This is a genomic window from Sphingomonas sp. (assembly GCF_003248515.1).
GTDB lineage: Bacteria > Pseudomonadota > Alphaproteobacteria > Sphingomonadales > Sphingomonadaceae > Sphingomonas_I.
Genome location: NZ_QFOB01000003.1, coordinates 417674 through 436358, shown reverse-complemented (window position 1 = coordinate 436358; position 18685 = coordinate 417674). Strand labels below are relative to the sequence as shown.

Annotated in this window: 21 protein-coding genes; 12 read left to right on the top strand and 9 right to left on the bottom strand. The window is 66.7% G+C overall.

Going from position 1 to position 18685, the window contains the following annotated elements; genetic code table 11:
• Positions 1 to 65: 65 nt before the first annotated feature.
• The gene (locus tag DI605_RS07290) at positions 66 to 899 is read right to left on the bottom strand and encodes an outer membrane beta-barrel protein (RefSeq protein ID WP_293971252.1); all 834 of its coding nucleotides are present in this window, start codon (positions 897 to 899) and stop codon (positions 66 to 68) included.
• A gap of 273 nt (positions 900 to 1172) precedes the next feature.
• Here DI605_RS07290 and rpsF point away from each other — a divergent pair, with 273 nt between their 5' ends.
• Genes rpsF through rplI form a run of 3 tightly spaced genes read left to right on the top strand, consistent with a single transcriptional unit; the run spans position 1173 to position 2435 of the window.
• Positions 1173 to 1586, top strand: a complete 414-nt coding sequence (rpsF, locus tag DI605_RS07285) for a 30S ribosomal protein S6 (RefSeq protein ID WP_293971249.1) — start codon at positions 1173 to 1175, stop codon at positions 1584 to 1586.
• 15 nt (positions 1587 to 1601) lie between these two features.
• Positions 1602 to 1826 (top strand): 30S ribosomal protein S18, encoded by a 225-nt coding sequence (gene rpsR, locus DI605_RS07280; protein ID WP_171742934.1) that lies wholly within the window; start codon positions 1602 to 1604, stop codon positions 1824 to 1826.
• A gap of 12 nt (positions 1827 to 1838) precedes the next feature.
• Positions 1839 to 2435 carry a 50S ribosomal protein L9 gene (rplI, locus tag DI605_RS07275; RefSeq protein WP_293971245.1) on the top strand — a complete coding sequence of 199 codons (597 nt, stop codon included), beginning with the start codon at positions 1839 to 1841 and terminating at the stop codon, positions 2433 to 2435.
• 192 nt (positions 2436 to 2627) lie between these two features.
• Here the strand turns inward: rplI and DI605_RS07270 are convergent, their stop codons facing one another.
• Together DI605_RS07270 and rimO are read right to left on the bottom strand one after the other, a co-directional pair.
• A complete protein-coding gene (locus DI605_RS07270) occupies positions 2628 to 3200 on the bottom strand; it encodes a PEPxxWA-CTERM sorting domain-containing protein (RefSeq protein WP_293971242.1) in 573 nt (190 codons plus the stop codon).
• A 227-nt stretch (positions 3201 to 3427) separates the two neighbouring features.
• Positions 3428 to 4780 carry a 30S ribosomal protein S12 methylthiotransferase RimO gene (gene rimO / locus DI605_RS07265; RefSeq protein ID WP_293971239.1) on the bottom strand — a complete coding sequence of 451 codons (1353 nt, stop codon included), beginning with the start codon at positions 4778 to 4780 and terminating at the stop codon, positions 3428 to 3430.
• Between the two features lie 125 nt (positions 4781 to 4905).
• Here rimO and DI605_RS07260 point away from each other — a divergent pair, with 125 nt between their 5' ends.
• On the top strand, positions 4906 to 6057 hold the full coding sequence (locus DI605_RS07260) for an aspartyl protease family protein (RefSeq protein WP_293971236.1): 1152 nt from the start codon (positions 4906 to 4908) through the stop codon (positions 6055 to 6057).
• Positions 6058 to 6087: 30 nt separating this feature from the next.
• Here DI605_RS07260 and DI605_RS07255 read toward each other — a convergent pair whose 3' ends face one another.
• Entirely contained in the window at positions 6088 to 6774 is a 687-nt protein-coding gene (locus DI605_RS07255; RefSeq protein ID WP_293971233.1) for an RlmE family RNA methyltransferase, read from the bottom strand.
• Entirely contained in the window at positions 6771 to 7829 is a 1059-nt protein-coding gene (locus tag DI605_RS07250; protein ID WP_293971230.1) for a Ppx/GppA phosphatase family protein, read from the bottom strand. Before DI605_RS07250 ends, DI605_RS07255 begins: the two co-directional genes overlap by 4 nt.
• A gap of 203 nt (positions 7830 to 8032) precedes the next feature.
• Here DI605_RS07250 and DI605_RS07245 point away from each other — a divergent pair, with 203 nt between their 5' ends.
• Complete coding sequence (locus DI605_RS07245; RefSeq protein WP_293971227.1) at positions 8033 to 8455, top strand: hypothetical protein; 423 nt, start codon at positions 8033 to 8035, stop codon at positions 8453 to 8455.
• Positions 8456 to 8513: 58 nt separating this feature from the next.
• On the top strand, positions 8514 to 8921 hold the full coding sequence (locus DI605_RS07240; RefSeq protein ID WP_293971224.1) for a GFA family protein: 408 nt from the start codon (positions 8514 to 8516) through the stop codon (positions 8919 to 8921).
• A 33-nt stretch (positions 8922 to 8954) separates the two neighbouring features.
• On the opposite strand, the gene DI605_RS07235 is transcribed toward DI605_RS07240, so the two are convergent.
• Entirely contained in the window at positions 8955 to 10430 is a 1476-nt protein-coding gene (locus tag DI605_RS07235; RefSeq protein ID WP_293971221.1) for a peptidase S10, read from the bottom strand.
• 148 nt (positions 10431 to 10578) lie between these two features.
• Between DI605_RS07235 and DI605_RS07230 the strand changes: the two genes are divergently transcribed.
• The 6 genes from DI605_RS07230 (at position 10579) to DI605_RS07205 (ending at position 16400) form a co-directional block, all read left to right on the top strand.
• A complete protein-coding gene (locus DI605_RS07230; RefSeq protein ID WP_293971218.1) occupies positions 10579 to 10824 on the top strand; it encodes a hypothetical protein in 246 nt (81 codons plus the stop codon).
• Between the two features lie 239 nt (positions 10825 to 11063).
• On the top strand, positions 11064 to 11612 hold the full coding sequence (locus DI605_RS07225; protein WP_293971215.1) for a hypothetical protein: 549 nt from the start codon (positions 11064 to 11066) through the stop codon (positions 11610 to 11612).
• Positions 11613 to 11776: 164 nt separating this feature from the next.
• Complete coding sequence (locus DI605_RS07220; RefSeq protein ID WP_293971212.1) at positions 11777 to 12634, top strand: class I mannose-6-phosphate isomerase; 858 nt, start codon at positions 11777 to 11779, stop codon at positions 12632 to 12634.
• Positions 12635 to 12796: 162 nt separating this feature from the next.
• The gene (locus tag DI605_RS07215; protein WP_293971209.1) at positions 12797 to 14101 is read left to right on the top strand and encodes a capsular biosynthesis protein; all 1305 of its coding nucleotides are present in this window, start codon (positions 12797 to 12799) and stop codon (positions 14099 to 14101) included.
• Entirely contained in the window at positions 14098 to 14877 is a 780-nt protein-coding gene (locus tag DI605_RS07210; RefSeq protein ID WP_293971206.1) for an SDR family oxidoreductase, read from the top strand. Before DI605_RS07215 ends, DI605_RS07210 begins: the two co-directional genes overlap by 4 nt.
• An 8-nt stretch (positions 14878 to 14885) precedes the next feature.
• Positions 14886 to 16400, top strand: a complete 1515-nt coding sequence (locus DI605_RS07205) for an LTA synthase family protein (RefSeq protein ID WP_293971203.1) — start codon at positions 14886 to 14888, stop codon at positions 16398 to 16400.
• Between the two features lie 3 nt (positions 16401 to 16403).
• Here DI605_RS07205 and DI605_RS07200 read toward each other — a convergent pair whose 3' ends face one another.
• The 3 genes from DI605_RS07200 to DI605_RS07190 all read right to left on the bottom strand — a co-directional run bounded on the left by DI605_RS07200 (position 16404) and on the right by DI605_RS07190 (position 18617).
• Positions 16404 to 17156: an NUDIX domain-containing protein gene (locus DI605_RS07200; RefSeq protein WP_293971200.1), complete on the bottom strand. Its 753-nt coding sequence runs from the start codon at positions 17154 to 17156 to the stop codon at positions 16404 to 16406.
• Positions 17153 to 18001 carry a metallophosphoesterase gene (locus DI605_RS07195; RefSeq protein WP_293971197.1) on the bottom strand — a complete coding sequence of 283 codons (849 nt, stop codon included), beginning with the start codon at positions 17999 to 18001 and terminating at the stop codon, positions 17153 to 17155. The genes DI605_RS07200 and DI605_RS07195 overlap by 4 nt, the downstream gene beginning before the upstream one ends.
• Positions 18002 to 18083: 82 nt before the next feature.
• Positions 18084 to 18617 (bottom strand): HAD family hydrolase, encoded by a 534-nt coding sequence (locus DI605_RS07190; protein WP_293971417.1) that lies wholly within the window; start codon positions 18615 to 18617, stop codon positions 18084 to 18086.
• Positions 18618 to 18685 lie beyond the last annotated feature (68 nt).

Genomic DNA, 18685 nt, shown 5'->3' with positions numbered 1-18685 from the left:
GAAAGCAGGCCCGACTAAGTAGCTCGGACGGCGGACGCAAGGTTCGCGCCGCCGCCCGGGCCTGTTCAGAAGCGGAAGTTGGCCGTCGCGCTCACATTATCCGTCGCGAATCGGCGGTGGCTGCGCGCGAAATCGGTGCCGCTGGTGTTGGTGAGGATGAAGGGGTTGGTCGCGGGCTGCGTGCCGCGGGAGACGCGCAGGCGCGCTCCGTTATCCTTCAGGCTGGTATGGAGATATTGCACGCCGATCGAGAGATTCTTGAGTACGCGATGCTCCACGCCCGCCCCGGCGCGCCAGCCGGTGACGGTATCGTCGCTCATGTCGGTATAGCCGTTGCCACGATTGGAGGAGCGAAACTTGTTCTCCATCTTGGCCCATACGATCCCGCCCGTGGCATAGACGAGCGTGTCGCGCCCGCCGCCAAAGGCATAGCCGGCGCGGGCGCGCAGGCCGTAATTCTCGGCCATGCGGCGGGTCCAGGTGTAATTGGCCGGCGTGGTGGAGAAGGCGGTCACGCTATCTTCGGCATAGCCCATGCCGATTTCGGCGAGGCCGCCGACGACGAAGCCGCCCAGATCGAAATCATAGCCGGCGTGCAGCGCGAATTCGAGGCTGTCCTTGTCCTTGGCGCAGCCGTTCGCCGCCACCGCCGATCGCGCATAGCCGCCGCAGAAACCGGGCGAGAAGGCGTTCGCGCCGGCCGCCGTGCGCACCGTATCGCCGAAATTGCCGTCCAGATTGTTGTCGAACTTGATCGTCTCGTCGCCGTCGCCGGGCTGGAAACTGTAGCCGGCCCGGCCGCCGACATAGAAGCCGGTCCAGCTGGCGGGCTCCGCCGACTGGGCGAACGCGGGCGCCGCAGACGCGATCGCCACCGCGGCGAGGATGAACTTCGACATATCCTAACTCCCTGAAAATCCGCGTTCCCGTGGCGCGGCCCGGAGCAGATACGTATGAAAGGGCCGAAGCGGCCGCACAGCAACGAAATGAAATATATGGGGTGAAGGGCGTTTTGGTGCGTGCGGGCAGCGCGCTTGCCTTTCCGGCCACTTTCCGCCATAGGCCCGCGATCCGGGCGGAGGCTCATGCCTTTCGCCCGGTTTCCTTTGGAACGACAGCCGGAGGGGCGTCCGCATGGGGCGGCGTCAGCGATCGGCATGGAGATATGGAACATGGCTCTGTACGAGCATGTCTTCCTTGCGCGCCAGGATCTGGCACAGGCGCAGGTGGACGCATTGGCCGAAATGGTCACCAACATCGTCGTCGAAGGCAAGGGCAAGGTCGTGAAGACCGAGACCTGGGGGCTGCGCAGCCTCGCCTATCGTATCGCGAAGAACCGCAAGGCGCATTATGTGCTGCTCGACATCGACGCGCCCGGCGCCGTCGTCGCCGAGATCGAGCGCCAGCTCGGCATCAACGAAGACATCATCCGCTACATGACGATTCGCGTCGATGAGCTCGAGCAGGGCCCGTCCGCGATGATGCGCCGCAACGATCGCGATCGTGCGCGCGGCGAGCGTGGTGATCGTCCCGATCGTGGCCCGCGCGAGGATCGTCCCCGCCGCGAAGACCGCGACGCGGCGTAAGGAAGGAACAGACTCATGGCCCGTGCCTTTTTCCGCCGTCGCAAGAGCTGCCCCTTCTCCGCGAAGGATGCTCCCCGGATCGACTATAAGGACGTTCGCCTGCTGCAGGGCTTCGTGTCCGAGCGTGGCAAGATCGTCCCGTCCCGCATCACGGCGGTTTCCGCCAAGAAGCAGCGCGAGCTCGCCCAGGCGATCAAGCGTGCCCGTCATCTGGGCCTGCTGCCCTACCTCGTGAAGTAAGGAGCGACCCAGATGGACGTGATCCTGCTCGAACGCGTCGAGAAGCTCGGCCAGATCGGTGACGTCGTCACCGTGAAGAACGGCTTCGCGCGCAACTTCCTCCTCCCCCGCAAGAAGGCGCTCCGCGCCAACGAAGCGAACAAGAAGGTCTTCGAGGCGAACAAGGCGACGATCGTTGCCGAGAACGCCGCCCGTCGCAGCGAGGCCGAGAAGGCTTCGAAGGACATTGACGGCAAGACCATCACCCTGATCCGTCAGGCTTCGAACACCGGCCAGCTTTATGGTTCGGTTTCGGCGCGCGACCTGGCCGAGCTTCTCGCCGAGGACGGCGCGAAGGTGGCGAAGAACCAGATCGTTCTCGACAAGCCGATCAAGGCGATCGGCATGAACGAGGTGAAGGTCGTCCTTCACCCGGAAGTGTCGGTGTCGATCAAGGTGAACGTCGCCCGCTCGCCCGAAGAGGCCGAGATGCAGGCGCAGGGCGTCGACGTCATGGCTCAGATGTTCGAGCGCGACGAAGCCGGCTTCACCGAGGATTATGATCCGAACGCGGAACCCGGCGCCACCGCCGATGTCCGTCCGGACGCCGAGGAGGAAGTGGAGGGCTGAGCCCTTCGCCGCCGCGAGAAAAAAGAGGCCGTCCGGAGCGATCCGGGCGGCCTCTTTCTTTTTGTCCGTGGGAAGAAGCGTTTCAGCTCCAGCCCTCAAGGCATGGCGATCCGGATGGCTTCGGCCAGGAGGATTTCCCCGGCACGGAGCGCGTTGATCGGAACTCCGTGAAGGCTGGCGCGGGCGCCCGTTTCAGGCGGGAAGTGGCAACGCCTTTTTGCGGCGCTGCATCGCCCCGACAAGCCCGAAACCGCCGATCATCATCAGCCAGCTGCCCGGCTCGGGAACCGTGCTGCCGGGGCCGGTGAAGCTCAGCGAAAGCGTCGTGTCATTCGAATAGCCGAGCCCCGCCCAGTTGAGCTGCAACTGATTGCCGACAATCGAAACGCGGGATGCGTCGAAGCCCGCAAATGTCGTCGAGGGATTGACGGTGACGCCCGTGATCGATGCGAACGCGGTGCTCTCGAAAACCGCGCCGTTGAATGCGGCGCTGTTCCAGGTCGGTGACGCCAGGATCGTATCGAATGCGATGGCGAGAGAGTCCGCCGCGAAATCGAACGTTACCGTCGTGACGCCCTCGATCGCGATGGTGCCTTCTATGCCGGAGCCGATGACGAACGTGCCCGGCGTGACGGTGGCGCTTCCATAAGGGTTGGCGATCGTAGGGTAATAATAGGCACCGGATGCCGTGACACCATTGAGATCGATGGCCGAGGCCGGCTGCGCCACAAGGAAAACCGCGGCGACGAGAAGGATACTCCGCATGAAAATGCCCCCCACTCTTAAGCTACTCGCCGCAAAAGTAACCCACACCGAACATTTCGTAAACCATGCGCGCAGCGCTCCCGTTCGCCTCCCGAAGAGCGGAAAGAGCGTCGAAATCGCCCTTATGGCCATGCGGCGGGGATAGTCGCCCCGGGCAGGAGGGAGCGGGGATATCGAGGCAAGCCCCGCAGGGCGCAGACGGAGGGCCGGTCGTTATGAGCGGTTGTTCAGCCCGCTAACACCGGCACGCCGAAGAGATCGTGTTCGTCGGCTTCCTCGATCTCCACCGTCACGATGGCGCCGGGCGTCAGGTGGCCGGCGTCGCGCAGGTGGACCTGGCCATCGATTTCGGGGGCGTCGGCCTGGCTGCGGCCGGTGGCGCCGTCGCCGCCTACCTCATCGATGATGACATCCAGCCTGCGGCCGACCTTGGCTTCCAGCTTTTCGGCCGAGATGCGCGCGGTCAGCTCCATCAGGCGCGCATAGCGCTCCTCCTTCACCTCTTCCGGCACCGGATCGGGCAGATCGTTGGCGGCGGCCCCGGCGACGGGCTCGAACCGGAAGGCGCCGACGCGATCGAGCCGGGCTTCCTCCAGCCACTGGAGCAGATAGTCGAAATCGGCCTCGGTCTCGCCGGGGAAGCCGACGACGAAGGTCGATCGGATCGCGATATCCGGCGCGATCTCGCGCCAGCGGCCGATCCGCTCCAGCACCTTGGCCTCGTTGGCCGGGCGCTTCATCGCCTTCAGCACGGACGGCGCCGCATGCTGGAAGGGAATGTCGAGATAAGGGACGACCAGCCCTTCCGCCATCAGCGGGATAACCCGATCGACGTGCGGATAGGGATAGACATAATGGAGCCGCACCCAGACGGGATCGTCGGGCGTGCCCAGCCGGCCGAGATGCCGTGCCAGATCGGTCATGTCCGAGCGTATCTCCCCGCCGCCCTTGAGCGGCCAGGAGGCGTGGCGCAGATCGAGCCCGTAGGCGGACGTATCCTGGCTGATGACGAGCAGTTCGCGCGTGCCCGCGGCAACCAGCTTCTCCGCCTCGCGCAAGATCGCATCGGGGCGGCGGCTGACGAGATCGCCGCGCAGCGCCGGGATGATGCAGAAGCTGCAGCGATGATTGCAGCCCTCCGAAATCTTCAGATAGCTGTAATGCTTCGGCGTGAGCTTCAGATCGCGCTCCGGCACCAGATCCAGATAGGCGCTGGGCGGAATCGGCGCGGCATCGTGCACCGCGCCTACCACCTGCTCATATTGATGCGCACCCGTCACGGCGAGCACGGCCGGGAAGCGCTCGCGGATCACCTCGGCTTCCTTGCCCATGCAGCCGGTGACGATAACGCGGCCATTTTCCGCGATCGCCTCGCCGATCGCCTCCAGGCTTTCTTCCTTGGCGCTGTCGAGAAAACCGCAGGTATTCACGAGAACGACATCGGCCCCGGCATAATCGGGCGACATGGCATAGCCATCCGCACGAAGCTTGGTGAGGATCCGTTCGCTGTCGACGAGGTTCTTCGGACAGCCGAGCGAGACCATGCCGACTTTGGGGCGCGGGGGAAGTATCGTTGCCATGGGAGGCGCGCCACATAGGCGATCGGCGCCGATTTTGCGAGGGGGAGCCTGTGAGGCGCATACATTTGCTGACAGGCGCGATTGGGATGCTTGCGACTGGCGACCTGAGAGCACAGATCGCTGCGGTGTCGGCGGCCACGCCGCCAACAAGGGGCGTCGGTTCCCAACGGGGTGAGGCCCCCGGTCTCGCGGCCGAGCCTGCTGGCAGGCGCGCGCTTACGCCAATCGCGTGGGAGTGGTTTCGCGGCAAGATCCTGTTGCAGGTGACGATCAATGGCAGGCGCGTCATGGCCTTTCTCGACAATGCCGCCAATTACAGCGTGATGGATCGACGGCTCGCATCGGAACTTGGGTTGAAGGAAGGCGCTGCAGGCAAGATCGGCGCCGCCGTCGGCGCGATCGATATCAGGACCCTCCCGCCCGTAAGTGTCGAGTTCACCGATGGGACCAGAACGGACATCAGGCCCATCGCCGCCGATCTCGCTGCGGCGTCGGTGCTGCTGGGGCGACCGATCGAGTTCGTTATCGGTGGTGATTTCTTCAGGAAGGGCGCGATCGGCATCGATTTCCCGGCCCGGAAGCTGCTCCTCATGGGGACAGGCGTTCGTCCCAATCCACCTTATGAATCGATCCCTCTTCAGCAGGTCGGTCTCGACATGGCGCTTTCGTTGAAAGCGGGGGCCGAGTCCGTCACGGTCGTGCTTGACCTTGGAAGCAATGGTGAACTCGAACTCGACGAGGATTCATGGAAACGGGCGGGCGCGGATGTCACCCTGTTGTCCGAGGGTCGGAAGGCGGGTGCGCAAGGCCAGATCGTGGCTCAGAAGAAGGCGCACCTCCCCGCCGTCACGCTCGGAAGCGCCACCCTGTCGCCTGTCGACGTTCGCATCGGTCCCCTGCCGCCTCATCTCGTCGGCAAAGTGGACGGGATGATCGGCGCCAACCTGCTATCCCGCTACCGGATTGTGCTGGACGTGCCCGCCAGACGGCTCTGGTTGTGGCGGCGGAGCGAGGCACCCGCTTATCCAGCTGATCGTACAGGGCTGGGCCTGACCCCAGCCGTGCGGGGTTTCCGGGTCGCCTATGTCGCCACCAACAGTCCGGCGGAACGGGCCGGCTGGAAAGCGGGTGATACCGTTTGCGCCGCCAATGACATGCAACTCGATCCTGCTTCGGAGGCGGCGCTCGATTGGGTAAGTCGCGGAGCCGGCGAAACAGTGCGGCTTCGGACCTGTGACGGAAAGAGTAGAAGCCTGACGCTCGAGAATTATTATTGAGGCGTGGCGGCCCGTCGCTCCAGCCCGGGCTTACTCCGCCCCGGCCGGCTCCGGCCTTGCGCCCTTGAAGCCCTGCGCGATCACATACCATTCCGACGAATCCTTGCGGCTCGCGGGGGGCTTGGCGTGCTTCACGGTCGTGAACATGCGCTTGAGCAGGGCGACCAGGCCATGGTCCGCGCCGCCGGCGAGCACCTTGGCGACATAGGCGCCACCGGGATTGAGGATCTCGCCCGCGAAATCGGCGCCGGCCTCCACCAGCGCCATCGTGCGCAGATGATCGGTCTGCTGATGGCCCACCGTGTTGGCGGCCATATCCGACATTACCAGATCGGCCTTGCCGCCGAGCGATTCCGTCAGGAGGGCGGGCGCCGCATCGTCCATGAAATCCATCTGCAGGATCGTGACCCCGTCGATCGGATCGACCTGCAGCAGATCGATTCCCACGATCGAGGCCTGCGGATTGAGGCGGCGGACCACCTGACTCCAGCCGCCGGGCGCGATGCCGAGATCGATCACGCGGCGCGTGCCCTTGATGAGCCCGAAGCGCTCGTCCAGCTCGATCAATTTGTAGGCGGCGCGGCTGCGATAACCCTCGGCCTGCGCCTTCTTCACATAGGGATCGTTGAGCTGCCGCTCCAGCCAGCGCGTGGAGGAGGCCGTGCGGCCGCGCGCCGTCTTCACCCTTTGCTTGCCGCCCGATCCGCCTCTGCTCATGCCGGCACCATGTCGGCCGCCATCAGCCCGCGCAAGATTCCCTCGCGTATGCCGCGATCGGCGACCGAGAGGCGCTCGGCCGGCCACAGATCGAGGATCGCCTCGAGAATGGCACAGCCGGCCACGACGAGATCGGCGCGCTCGTTGCCGATGCAGCGCAGCGCGGCCCGCGCCTCCACCGACATGCCGGAGAGGCGGCGATTGACGGTGCGCAGATCCTGCGAATCGAGGATCAGCCCATCGATCTTCTTGCGATCGTAGCTCGGCAGATCGAGATGGAGGCTGGCGAGCGTGGTGACCGTGCCGGAGGTGCCGAGCAGGCGACCGGGGCCGCGCGTGGAGGTCGCGAGCCGGGCGGCGAAGGGGGCGAACGCATCCGCCGCGCGCTGCTTCATCCGGGCATAGGAGGCGCGCAGTTCGGCTTCGTCGGCGCCGACATGCGGTTCGCTTTCGGACAGTGACACGACCCCCCAAGGCGCGCTGAACCAGTCCTCCACCTGCGGCACGGGATCATCGCCCTCGGCCAGCAGCACCAATTCGGTGGAGCCGCCGCCTATGTCGAATACCAGCGCCGGCTCATCGCCCGGCTCCAGCAGGGCATGGCAGCCGACCACGGCGAGGCGCGCCTCCTGCTCGGCCGAGATGATCTCGAGGCGGATGCCGGTTTCCTTCGCGACGCGGGCGATGAATTCGGCCCCGTTCGTGGCGCGGCGGCAGGCCTCCGTGGCGACGGAGCGGACCAGCGTGACGTGGCGGCGCTTGAGCTTTTCGGCGCAGATGGCGAGCGCGGCGACGGCGCGATCCATCGCCGCATCGCTGAGGCGGCCGGTGGCGGCGAGCCCTTCGCCCAGACGGACGATGCGCGAAAAGGCATCGACGACGACGAAGCCATCGCCTTCGGGGCGCGCGATCAGCAGGCGGCAATTGTTGGTGCCGAGATCCAGCGCGGCATAGGTGTGGCGCTGGTGCCAGCCCCGGTTGCGCCGGGACGGAAGGGCGCTCGCCCGGCCGCCCGCAGCGGGCCGAGGCGCCGCCTTCTGCGACCGCTCTGCCATCGACATGCTCTTATCTTCGCCAGTGGCCGAGTGGCCGCCGGTACTTGTGTGACAGCCTAGAGGCGGGGGCGGGATGCGGCAAGTGGGGCGGCCGGTCTGCCTCGCCGCCGGGCAAATCCGGCGCGCGCGATCGGGCGGCTGACGGGAGTTGCGCGCCGCCGCCAGTGTCTTATCTTGTCGATACACTCCAGAGGCGACGATCGATGGGCGAGAAGGCGAAGAAGGCCGGCAAGAGCGGGAAGGGCGCCAAGGCGGGAAAGCCCAAGGGCCGCGGCGGGAAGGGCAGGCAGCAGGCGGCGCCCGAGGCGGCGTTCGCCGGGCTGGTGGAGGATCTGCGCGAGGCGGGTGCGAAGCTGGTCGCCGCGGCGAACAGCCCGGCGGGGCGCGAGGCGATCGCCGTGGGCCTTTCGATCGCGGCGACGGCGGCGCAGGCGGCGCTCACCTCCAAGCAGGCCAAGGGCAAGGCGGCGAAGCCCGCCCCGGCGAAGGCGGAATCGGAGGCTTCGCAGGGCACCGCCGAGAAGCCCGGCAAGGCCAAGGGATCGATCGGCGAGGATGCGCTGGCGGCCGTGCTGGGCAATGTGGCCGAACTGGCGCTGGCGAAGGTTTTTCCGAGGAAGGGCTGAGCGGATGGAAGGCGGCTGCGCGTGTGGAACGGTGCGTTATGCGTGCGATGGGCCGCCCATGTTCGTCCATTGTTGCCACTGCACCTCCTGCCAGCATGAAAATGGAACGGCCTTCGCGCTCAACGCGCTGTGGGAGGCGGATCGGGTTCGCCTGATCGCGGGCGAGACGGAAGCGCATCTGATCCCGACCGAAAGCGGCAAGGGCCAGATGCTCGCGCGCTGCCCGGCCTGTCGGGCTGTGCTCTGGTCCAACTATGCCGGGGCGGGTGAGGCGATCCGCTTCGTGCGGGTCGGCACGCTGGACGATCCCGCCGCCTGCGTGCCGGACGTGCACATCTACGTCCGCTCGAAACTGCCGTGGGTGGTGCTGCCCGATGGGGCGAGGGCGTTCGAAGGCTATTATTCCACCAGGGCAGAATGGCCGGAGGAAAGCCTCGCCCGGCGGGCGGCCGCTGTCGGCGCCTGATCCCTCGCGCGGGATCGGGCGCCGACGCGATCCTCAGCGATAGATGCCGAGTGCCGTCTTCCGGAAGGCGGCGCCGCTGTCGGCGCGGCTGTAGAACATGTGGCCGCCGGCATAGAGGGCGAGCTGGACGCGATCGGGCCGGCCGAACGTGGGCAGCTGATCGATCACGAGGCGGCTCGCGAAATAGGGGCAGGAAAGATCGTCCATGCCATGCGCTATCACCACCGCCATCTTCGGATCGACCGAGATGGCCTTGCGCAGATCGGCAATGGCATCGTCGTTGCGATCCCAGTCCCACGCCGCGTTCACCGCGTAAGACAGCAGATTGTAGCGCGCATCGACCTTCCAGCCGACCGTGCGCGTCATCAGATCGATCGCGGCGCCGGTGACGGGCGCCATGCCGGCATCGAGGATCGGATCGTTGGACTGCTGCTGCATCGCTTCCGGATAGGGATCGAAGGCGGTGACATTCGAATCGTAGATCGAGCCGATCGATTTCGTGTCGCGGTGGATCTCCCGCAGATAGGTGCGCACGTCGATCCGGCCCTCCAGCTGACGCACAAGCTTCGGATCCATCCCCGTGAAGCCCGAAACGCGGGTGGTGAGCCGATCGATCGCCTGCGGATCGGCGCGGCCGCGCAGCAGATCGGTGATGAATTCGCCGCGCGCATAGGATTCGACCTCGGCCAGCGCGGCCGGCCCGGAAAGCCTGCCCCGCCGCTCCAGCTGCCCCGCCGCCATGGAAGGCAGGGTGGCGACATAGTTCATCGGCGAAAGCGCGATGGTATCGCCGAAGATGGTGCGCGGGCTGAGGGCGGGCGAGACCATGACGATCCCGTTCAGGCCCACGCCGAGCTGGCTTTGCAGATGATAAGCGAGGCGCGGCACGCGATAGCCGCCGTAGCTTTCGCCGACGAGATATTTGGGGCTCGTCATCCGGCCGTTCTTCGTCAGCCAATCGGCCACGATGCGCGACAGATACTGGATGTCGGTATCGGCGGTGAAGAAGGTCTTCTTCGTCTCGGCCTCGTCCAGCAGGCTGCGGCTGTAGCCGGTGCCGATCGGATCGATGAAGACGAGATCGGTGAAATCGAGCCAGCTGTTGGGATTGTCCCGCGCGATGGCGCTGTCGGATGGCGCATCCCCCTGCGCGCCGAACTGGACGCGCTTGGGCCCGATCGCACCGTAATTAAGGAAGGCGGATGCGGCCCCCGGCCCGCCGTTGAAGGCGAAGGTGACGGGGCGGGCGGGGCCACGATTGGGCACGACATAGGCCGTATAGACCAGCTCGCCGGTCTTCTTGCCCTTCGCATCGAGCAGCGGAAGCGTGCCGACCGTGACCTGATAGGATATGTTCGTGCCCGCGATCACCGCGCTCTGCGTAACGGTGCGGTCGGCGGGCAGCGGAGCGAAGCCGGCTTCGGCCTTGGCGGGCTCGGGCGGCTTGGGATCGGCAGCGAAGGCCGGGCCGCCGAGGGCGAGCAGGCAGGCGAACAGGAAATGACGCATGGGATACTTTCGACGGGTGGCCCGAAAGCGTCGTTGTGTGGGCGATCCTTCAGGCAACCGCAAGCGGAGGGGGGAACGGTGCCATGCCGGGGGCGTTCTTGATCCATGGGCGTCCGCAGGAGAACGGACGACGCCCCGGAGAATCATCATGAGCGACGGTGTGACCGAAACTCCCGATACGACCGAGATCCGGCCCGCCAGGGATGCGAGCGACGACAGGCGCCTGCAGCGTAATCCCGGCGATGAGGATGCCAAGCTGGATATCGCGCTGGATGAAAGCTTCCCCACATCTGATGCCCCCGCCAACACCCAGCCGGGGACGGGACACGATCCCGCGCCCTCGTCCGGATATGACGAGGAAAAGGAAAAAAGGATCGCCGCTCATCATCATTGATCGGATCATCCGCGCCGGATTCCGGCGTACCTGATCCGGGAATCGCGGTTTTGCGATCGTGCATTTTATCCACAGATGCGCGATCGCAACACATTCACCCATAATCCGTCATTCCGCCGACACCATGTTGCATCGCAGCACGCGATGTGATTCACTCCCGCACAAGGCACCCGCGGTTAACGGCCCGGAAACCAATATCGTGGCAGTTTCCTCGCGGGTTAGTAAGCGGGAGGCAGGCGATGGCGCAGCAGATGAAACCGGCCGACGGCGCGATGGCGCTCGCCGAGATCAAGGAATTCGCCACATTTCCGTCCTCCACGCAGCGCTACATTCGTCGTTCGCTGGACGTGGGGCTCGGCCGTAGCGACGCGATGGCGCGCTGGTCGCGCGATGTGGTGGAATCGGCCAGCATCAAGGCGCAATCCCGCATCTATTGCCGGCTGGATCACATCCGCGCCCATATACCGGACGATAGCGGGCTGGAGCAGATGGAGCCCTTCTTCTCGCCGCTCGTGACCATTTCGGCATTCGATCTGGGGCAGGGACGGATCGGCAGTTTTTCCGCCTATCGTTTCCTCTATGAGCGCCTGCTGGGCGGCGCGGTGCGGCCGTGGCTGCCGGGCGCCTTCTGCGCGGCGGCGGCGCTTCCGCACCTGCATCCCGAAAAGCGGCGCTCGCTGCTGCAATCGATCAGCGAGGCGGCGGCGACGGCGGCGGGCTGGTCCAGCCGCTCACCCTGTTTCTATCCGGAATGGGTCGACAAGATCGAGGTGGCGCTGCCCAACTGAGGGGTGGGCCGGGCCGGCGCGAAACGGCGTGGCCACGAAAGCGATGAATGGCGCGAAGAGGGCGCCCGACTTGGAAAACGAGCATCCGGAACGCCATCGCCTTTCGTGGCGTTCGGCGGCATGATGGGCGTACATCGCCTGTAATCTGCCCTTCGGAGTGATCGATGCCTGCCACCAAATTGACCACCAAGCGCGTCGAGAAGCCGTGGGGCCGGCGGGATCTGTGGCCCGCTTTCGAGGGCGTGGCCGAGGGCGGCAGCCCGGTGGGTGAGATCTGGTTCGAGGTGCCGGGCGAGAAGGACGGCGATTCGGCGGGACCCGAACTGCTCATCAAATATCTCTTCACCAGCGATCGTCTCTCGATCCAGGTGCATCCGGACGACGGGCAGGCGCAGGCCCGTGGTTATGCGCGCGGCAAGGACGAGGCGTGGGTGATTCTGGATGCCGAGCCGCACGCCTCGATCGCGCTGGGCACGCTGGAGGTGATCGATCGCGATCGGCTGCGTGACGCAGCGCTCGACGGCACGATCGAGGAACTGGTCGACTGGAAGGCGGTAAAGACCGACGACAGCTTCTATACGCCCGCCGGCACCGTCCACGCGATCGGGCCGGGGCTGACACTGGTCGAGGTGCAGCAGAATGTGGACCTGACCTACCGTCTCTACGATTATGGCAGCGATCGCGAACTGCACCTGAAGGACGGCATCGCGGTGAGCAATCCCGTCCCTTACGTGGCCCCCTACAAGCCACATGCGGCGAGCGAGGGGCGCGAGATATTGGCGGACGGACCCGCCTTTGTGCTGGAGCGCTGGACCGGTCCAGTCGCGACCGAACTGGAAGGGGACGGGAGGCCGCTCTGGCTGGTGCCGCTGGCGGGCGATGGCACGATCGATGGCGCGGATTTTCCGGCGGGAACGGCCTGGCTGGTCAAGGGCGGCGCCGCGCTCAGCCTGCCGGAAAATGCCGATCTGCTCGTGGCTTATCCGGGAAGCGGGGTGATCGAGTCGCTGCGGGCGGCCTGATCGTGGCAGGCTGGCGGAGGCCGGTCGCCGGAGCTGTTGCCAAAGCGTCACGCATCGACACTATCGTTGCAAATTGGTCGAATTAGGACTGTTATCGCGCTGCAATATCGGTGTGCGCTTGTGCCGCGCAAATTGGCGGTGCAAGGGATGGGGATGGTAGCCTTGGATCGAGTTTCGCGGCGGAAGGGGCGCCGGGAGTTTCTGTTTCTCCAGGGCTTGGCCGGTCCTTTCTTTGCGCTGCTCGGCCAGCGTCTGGCCCAGGCCGGGCATGGCGTGCGCCGCATCAATTTCAACGGCGGCGACAAGCTTTACTGGCGGGCGCCGGCCGCGACCGATTATCGTGGGTCTCTGAAGCGCTGGCCCGCTTTCCTCGATTCCTATCTGGATCGCGCCCCGGCGACGGATCTGGTCCTGTTCGGCGATTGCCGCCCGCTGCACGCCGCCGCGATCAAGGTAGCGCGCGCGCGCGGCATGCAGATCCATGTGTTCGAGGAAGGCTATATCCGGCCCGATTATGTGACGGTGGAGGCGGATGGCGTGAACGGCCACTCGCAGCTGCCGCGCCTTCCGGAGGATTATCTTCGCGCGGCGCGCGCTCTGCCGCCGCTGGTGGAGCATCAGGCGGTGGCTTCCTCCTTCGGGCGGCGCGCGCGTGAGGATCTCACCTACAATCTCGGCAGCTTCCTGCTGACGCCGCTCTTCCCCGGCTATCGCACGCACCGGCCCTGGCACATTCTGGTAGAATATGCGGGCTGGGCGGCGCGTCTGCTGCGCAAGCGCGGCGGCATGCGCCGTTCGAGTGCCACGATCGATCAGTTGAACGGCGACGGGCGCCCCTTCTTCGTATTCCCGCTGCAGCTGGATTGCGATTACCAGATCCGCGTCCATTCGGGCTTCAAGCGCATCCAGCCGGCCATCGAGCATGTGCTGGCCTCGTTCGCGGCGCATGCGCCGGCCGACACTTTGCTCGTGGTGAAGGGCCATCCGCTGGATAACGGCCTGACCGACTGGGAGAAGAAGACCCGCGCCGTGGCCGAGAAGCTGGGCATAGCGGATCGCATGCTCTTCATCGCCTGGGCGGATATCGATCCGCTGGTGAGGGCGGCGCGCGGCGTGGTGACCGTCAACAGCACGACCGGCACGCTCGCATTGCGCTATGGCGTGCCCACGATCGTGCTGGGCGACGCCGTCTACAATATTCCACGCATCACGCATCAGGCAGGCCTCGGTGCCTTCTGGAGCAAGCCGCAGGCGCCCGAGGTCGAAGTGTTCGATGCCTTCCGCCGCGTGCTGGTCGATCGCTGTCTGATCCATGGCGGCTATTTCAGCGACGAGGGGCTGAACATGCTCATCGAAGGTGCGGCCGCCCGGATCGAGGCATCCATGCCGGGGGCACCGGCCGTGCGGCTTACCGCGCCGGGCGCCGCCGCGATCGACGCGTTCAAGGCCGCCTCGCTGCGCGGATGACCGCGCATCGCAGCATCCTCGTCACCGGAGCGTCGAGCGGGCTGGGCGCGGCGCTTGCGCGCCATTATGCGGCGCCCGGTACGCGGCTTGCCTTGATCGGGCGCGATGCGGCGCGGCTTGAGGCGAGCGCGCAGGCCTGCCGCGCGGCGGGCGCCGAGGTCGTCACCGGCCTGTTCGACGTGGCCGAGGCGGAGCCGATCGCCGCCTGGATCACAATGCAGGATGGCATGGCGCCGTTCGATATCGCCATCGCCGCCGCCGGCGTATCGGCCGGCACGAGCAAGGCGGGCGCGCCGGAAGGCCATCGGCTCGCGACATTGCAGGTGCGCACCAACCTGCTGGGCACGATGAATGTGATCGAGCCGCTGATTGCGCCGATGATCGCGCGCCGGCGTGGCCAGCTTGTCGTCGTCGCATCGACAGCCGCGCTGCGCGGCCTGCCCTACAGCCCCGGCTACAGCGCTTCCAAGGCGGGCGTGCGCGCGTATGGCGAGGCGCTGCGCGCGCTGCTCGCGCCTTCGGGCGTGGCGGTGACGGTGGTGGTGCCCGGCTTCTTCGATACGCCGATGACCGATCGGTGGAAGGGGCCGACCCCGTTCATGACGAGCCTGGACGGCATGGTGCGCGTGATCGCCCGGGGAATTGACCGGCGGGCGTCGCGCGTCGTCCATCCCCGCCTGCTGGCGCTGGGCCAGCAGGCGGCGGATCTGATGCCCGCGGCGATCGGCGATCGCATCATGCGCGGCTTCCGCTTCCACATCGAACCCGGCTCCTGAGCCCTCCCATGATGCTGCAATTCGCGATCGGGCTCGCGCTCGCGCTGGCGACATGGATCGGGCTGCGCCTTCTCGTCGGTGCCCGCTTCGGGCGGGGGGCGACTCTCGCGCTGGATGCGCTGCCGCCGCTGCTGGGCTGGCTGCTCTTCACGGCGGGCACGGCGCGGCCGATCGTGGCGGGCATCGGCATAGCGGCGCTCGGCATCGGCCTGGGCGTGGCGGATCGCGTGAAGCGCATCGTTCTGGATGAGCCCGTCGTGTTCGCGGATCGCGCCGAACTGATCGAGGTGGTGCGCCATCCCCGCTTCTACATCGCCTTCGTGGGCACGGGGCGTATGATCGCGGGCACGATCGCGATCGTCGTGCTGGTCGCGGCTCTGCTGTGGGCGGAGCCGCCCGTCTGGCATGCCTCGTCGGCCGGGCAGATCGGGCTGGCACTGCTGGCGGCGGCGATAGGGCGCGCGGCTTTCGTCGTGCCGGGCAGCCGGGCGCTGCGGCCGACGCTCGCGCGGCTCTATCGTCACCTTGGGCCGACGCGAGACCCGGACACCGACATGAGGGCGATGGGATTGCTCGCCACCTGCATCATCCATGCGACGCTGGCCGGCGACGAGCGCGAGGGGCGGCGCGAGGCTATGCGCGTGCGCGGCCTGCCCGACTGGACGAAGGGAGCCGGGCCGGTGGTGCTGGTCCAGGGTGAATCGTGGGTGGATGCGCGGCGGCTGCATCTTGGGCTTGGCGACAGCATGCCGCATTTCGCGGCGATGAGCGCAGGGGCCGCGCTTTCCGGCCGGCTCACGGTGCCGTGCTGGGGCGCGAATACGATCCGCAGCGAACTGGCGGCGGTGGCGGGCATCGGACCCGACGAACTCGGGCTCGATCGCTTCAATCCCTACGAGCATTTCGCGCAGGCGCCCTTGCCTTCGCTGGCGCAGGCGGCGCGCGCGGCGGGATGCCGGACGATCTGCGTGCATCCCTATGCGCGCAGCTTCTACGCGCGCGACAAGGTGATGCCCCATCTCGGCTTCGATGCCTTCATCGGCGACGAGGCATTCGCCGACGCCGAACGCGACGGCGGCTACGTGACGGATGCGGCGCTGGCCCGCTTCGCCGCCGAAATCATCGCGCGGGAAGGGCCGGACCTGTTCCTGTTCCTCGTGACGATCGAGAATCACGGGCCGTGGGATGGCGTGAACGACAAAGTGCCGCCGGCGGCGCTTCCGTCCGAATGGGAGGTGACGGATCGCGTGGCGATCGGCCGGTGGCTGCGCCACGCGGAGGCGACCGATGCGATCATCCCCGTGCTCCAGACGGCGATCGCACGCCACGGCGGCGGCTGGCTGGGCTTTTACGGCGATCACCAGCCGAGCCTAGCGGGCGCCTTTACGGGCCAGGGCGACAGGCGGACGGATTACGCCTTGTGGCCGGTCGGCGGCGCCACCGAGCGGCGGCGCGAGGATATCGCGGCGGAGGATATCGCGGCCCGGCTTCTGGAATTGATGCAGCGGCGAAGCGGCGGCTGAGCGCTACGCGCGCAGCGCGGATTCGAGGATCATGCGCATGCCCTCATATCCCTGGTCCTCCGGCACGCAGAGGTAGCGCAGACCTTCGATCTCGCGGATTTCGGGGCTGACGAAGCTTGCCGGAAAGAGTGCCGCATGGGCGGCCAGGGCCGTGAAGTCGGGCAGGGCGGCGATGCGGCGCAGATTGCAGGCGGTGGGGAACATGATGCGTGCGTCGTCACGCGCCAGCATCGCTCCCGGCGCCGTCCAGCAGATCGCGATCGTTTCGGTGCCGTCGGCTTCAAACGCGGCATCGGCTGTCGCGCGGGCGATGTAGAAACGCGTGTCGAAGCGGCGCGGTACGGCATGCGACGGCTGCCACCGGCTGAAGGGGAGCAGCGCTTCGGGCACGAGGCGGAGCGCATGGCGATCCAGCACCGCTGCGAACCCCTCGCCTTCATGCAGCGCGGCGCGGATGCGCCCGAGCAGATTCGCATCGGGCAGGGGATCAATGGCGATGGCGATCCCCGCCTCCTCGATGGTTTCGCGGATCGCGGCCACGCGGGCGGCATAATCGTCCAGCGGGCCATCTTCTCCGAGGATCGCCGCAGCGAGCGCCACATCTTCCGGATCGACGCGGCCCCCGGGGAAAACCCAGGCCGATGCTCCGAACGCCATGCTTTCGGCACGCTGGACCATCAGAAGCTCCGGCGCCCGGCCCTCGCATTCGCGCACGAGGATCAGCGTGCCGGCGGGAAGAAGCGGTGCCTCGCTCACGCCTCCGCCGGGACGGCCCCGTCATTCTCTCCGTCGTCTTCCCCGCCATGCGGGCGGGTCTGGAGCAGCCAGTGATCCGTGCCTTCCAGCCCCAGCGCCGTCAGCACGCCGCTATAATAAGCCCCGGTATCGATCCCCATGCGATTGGGCCGGAGCGTCGGCTGATCCGTGATGCTGTGGCCGTGTACCACCATCACGCCGTGGCTGCCCTCATGATCGAGAAAGCTGTCGCGAATCCAGCGCTGCTCCACGGGATCCTGCCGATCGATCGGCACGCCCGGGCGGACGCCGGCATGGACGAACAGATAATCGCCCATCGCCACCCTGTCGGCCATGGCGGCGAGATAATCCGCATGCTCGCGCGGGATGGCGGCCTGCATGCGCTGCATCATCGTATCCAGTTCATCACCGGGCGGCAGATCGTCCAGGCTGACGCCATAGCTTTCCAGCGTCTGGATGCCGCCGATGCGCAGGAACAGGCGCATCGCCGCATCATCCCCGGCCAGCGCGGCCAGCATGACCTCCTCATGATTGCCCTTGATCGCGTGGAAGCGATCGCTGGCGGCATGGAGCCGTATCGCGCGTTCCACCACGCTGGCCGAATGGGGGCCGCGATCCACCAGATCGCCGAGCAGGATCAGCGTGGTCCGTGCCGGCCCGCGCCGCTCGTCGTCCTCATCGATCAACTGGAGGAGTTCGTTCAGCAGATCGATCCGGCCATGAACGTCCCCGATCGCATAGACGCGTTCGCCTTCCGGCAGGGCCGGCACGAAATCCGTCATGTCGACCGATACGTCTTCAGACGACTTCCGGCCGAGGCCGAGCTTCCTCAGCGCCGCGAACATGGCGGCCGCCCGGGAGAGGGGAAAGAAGCGGAACTGTTCACGATCCCCATCTAGGGACGGAAATGCGGCGGCAACAAGCCCCTCAGCCGTGCGTCGTCGTTGCGCCGGCCGCCAGTGCTGCGGCACCGTTCAGCGAGAGAATGTGGATCGCGGCATCGCGCACCGCGCCATGGCCCCCGGCGCGCGGCGTCACGAAATCGGCCGCGGCGATCAGTTCGGGTTCCGCATCGGCGGGGGCGATCCGCAGGCCAGCGGCGGAAAACAGCGCGAGATCGGGCAGGTCATCCCCCATCGCGGCCGTTTCCGCAGGCGCGATGCCGAGCCTTTCCTGGAGGCCGGCGAGGATCGCGGCCTTGTCGCCCACGCCGGCATGCAGCTCCGCAATGCCCAGTTCGCCCGCGCGCGCGGCCAGCGCGGCGGAGGACCGCCCGCTCACGATCGCGACGACGATGCCGGCCTGCTGGAGCAGCTTGATGCCCAGCCCGTCACGGACGTTGAACCGCTTCATCTCCTCGCCACCGGGGCCGTAGTGGAGGCCCCCGTCGGTCAGAACCCCATCCACATCGAGCGCCAGCAGCCGGATCATGCGCCGGGCATAAGCGATGCCATGCCCCATGGCCAAGCCGGCCTGTTGAAAGACGCTCGCAAGTGCGGAAAGGACAAGCTAAGGCCCGCACAACAAGA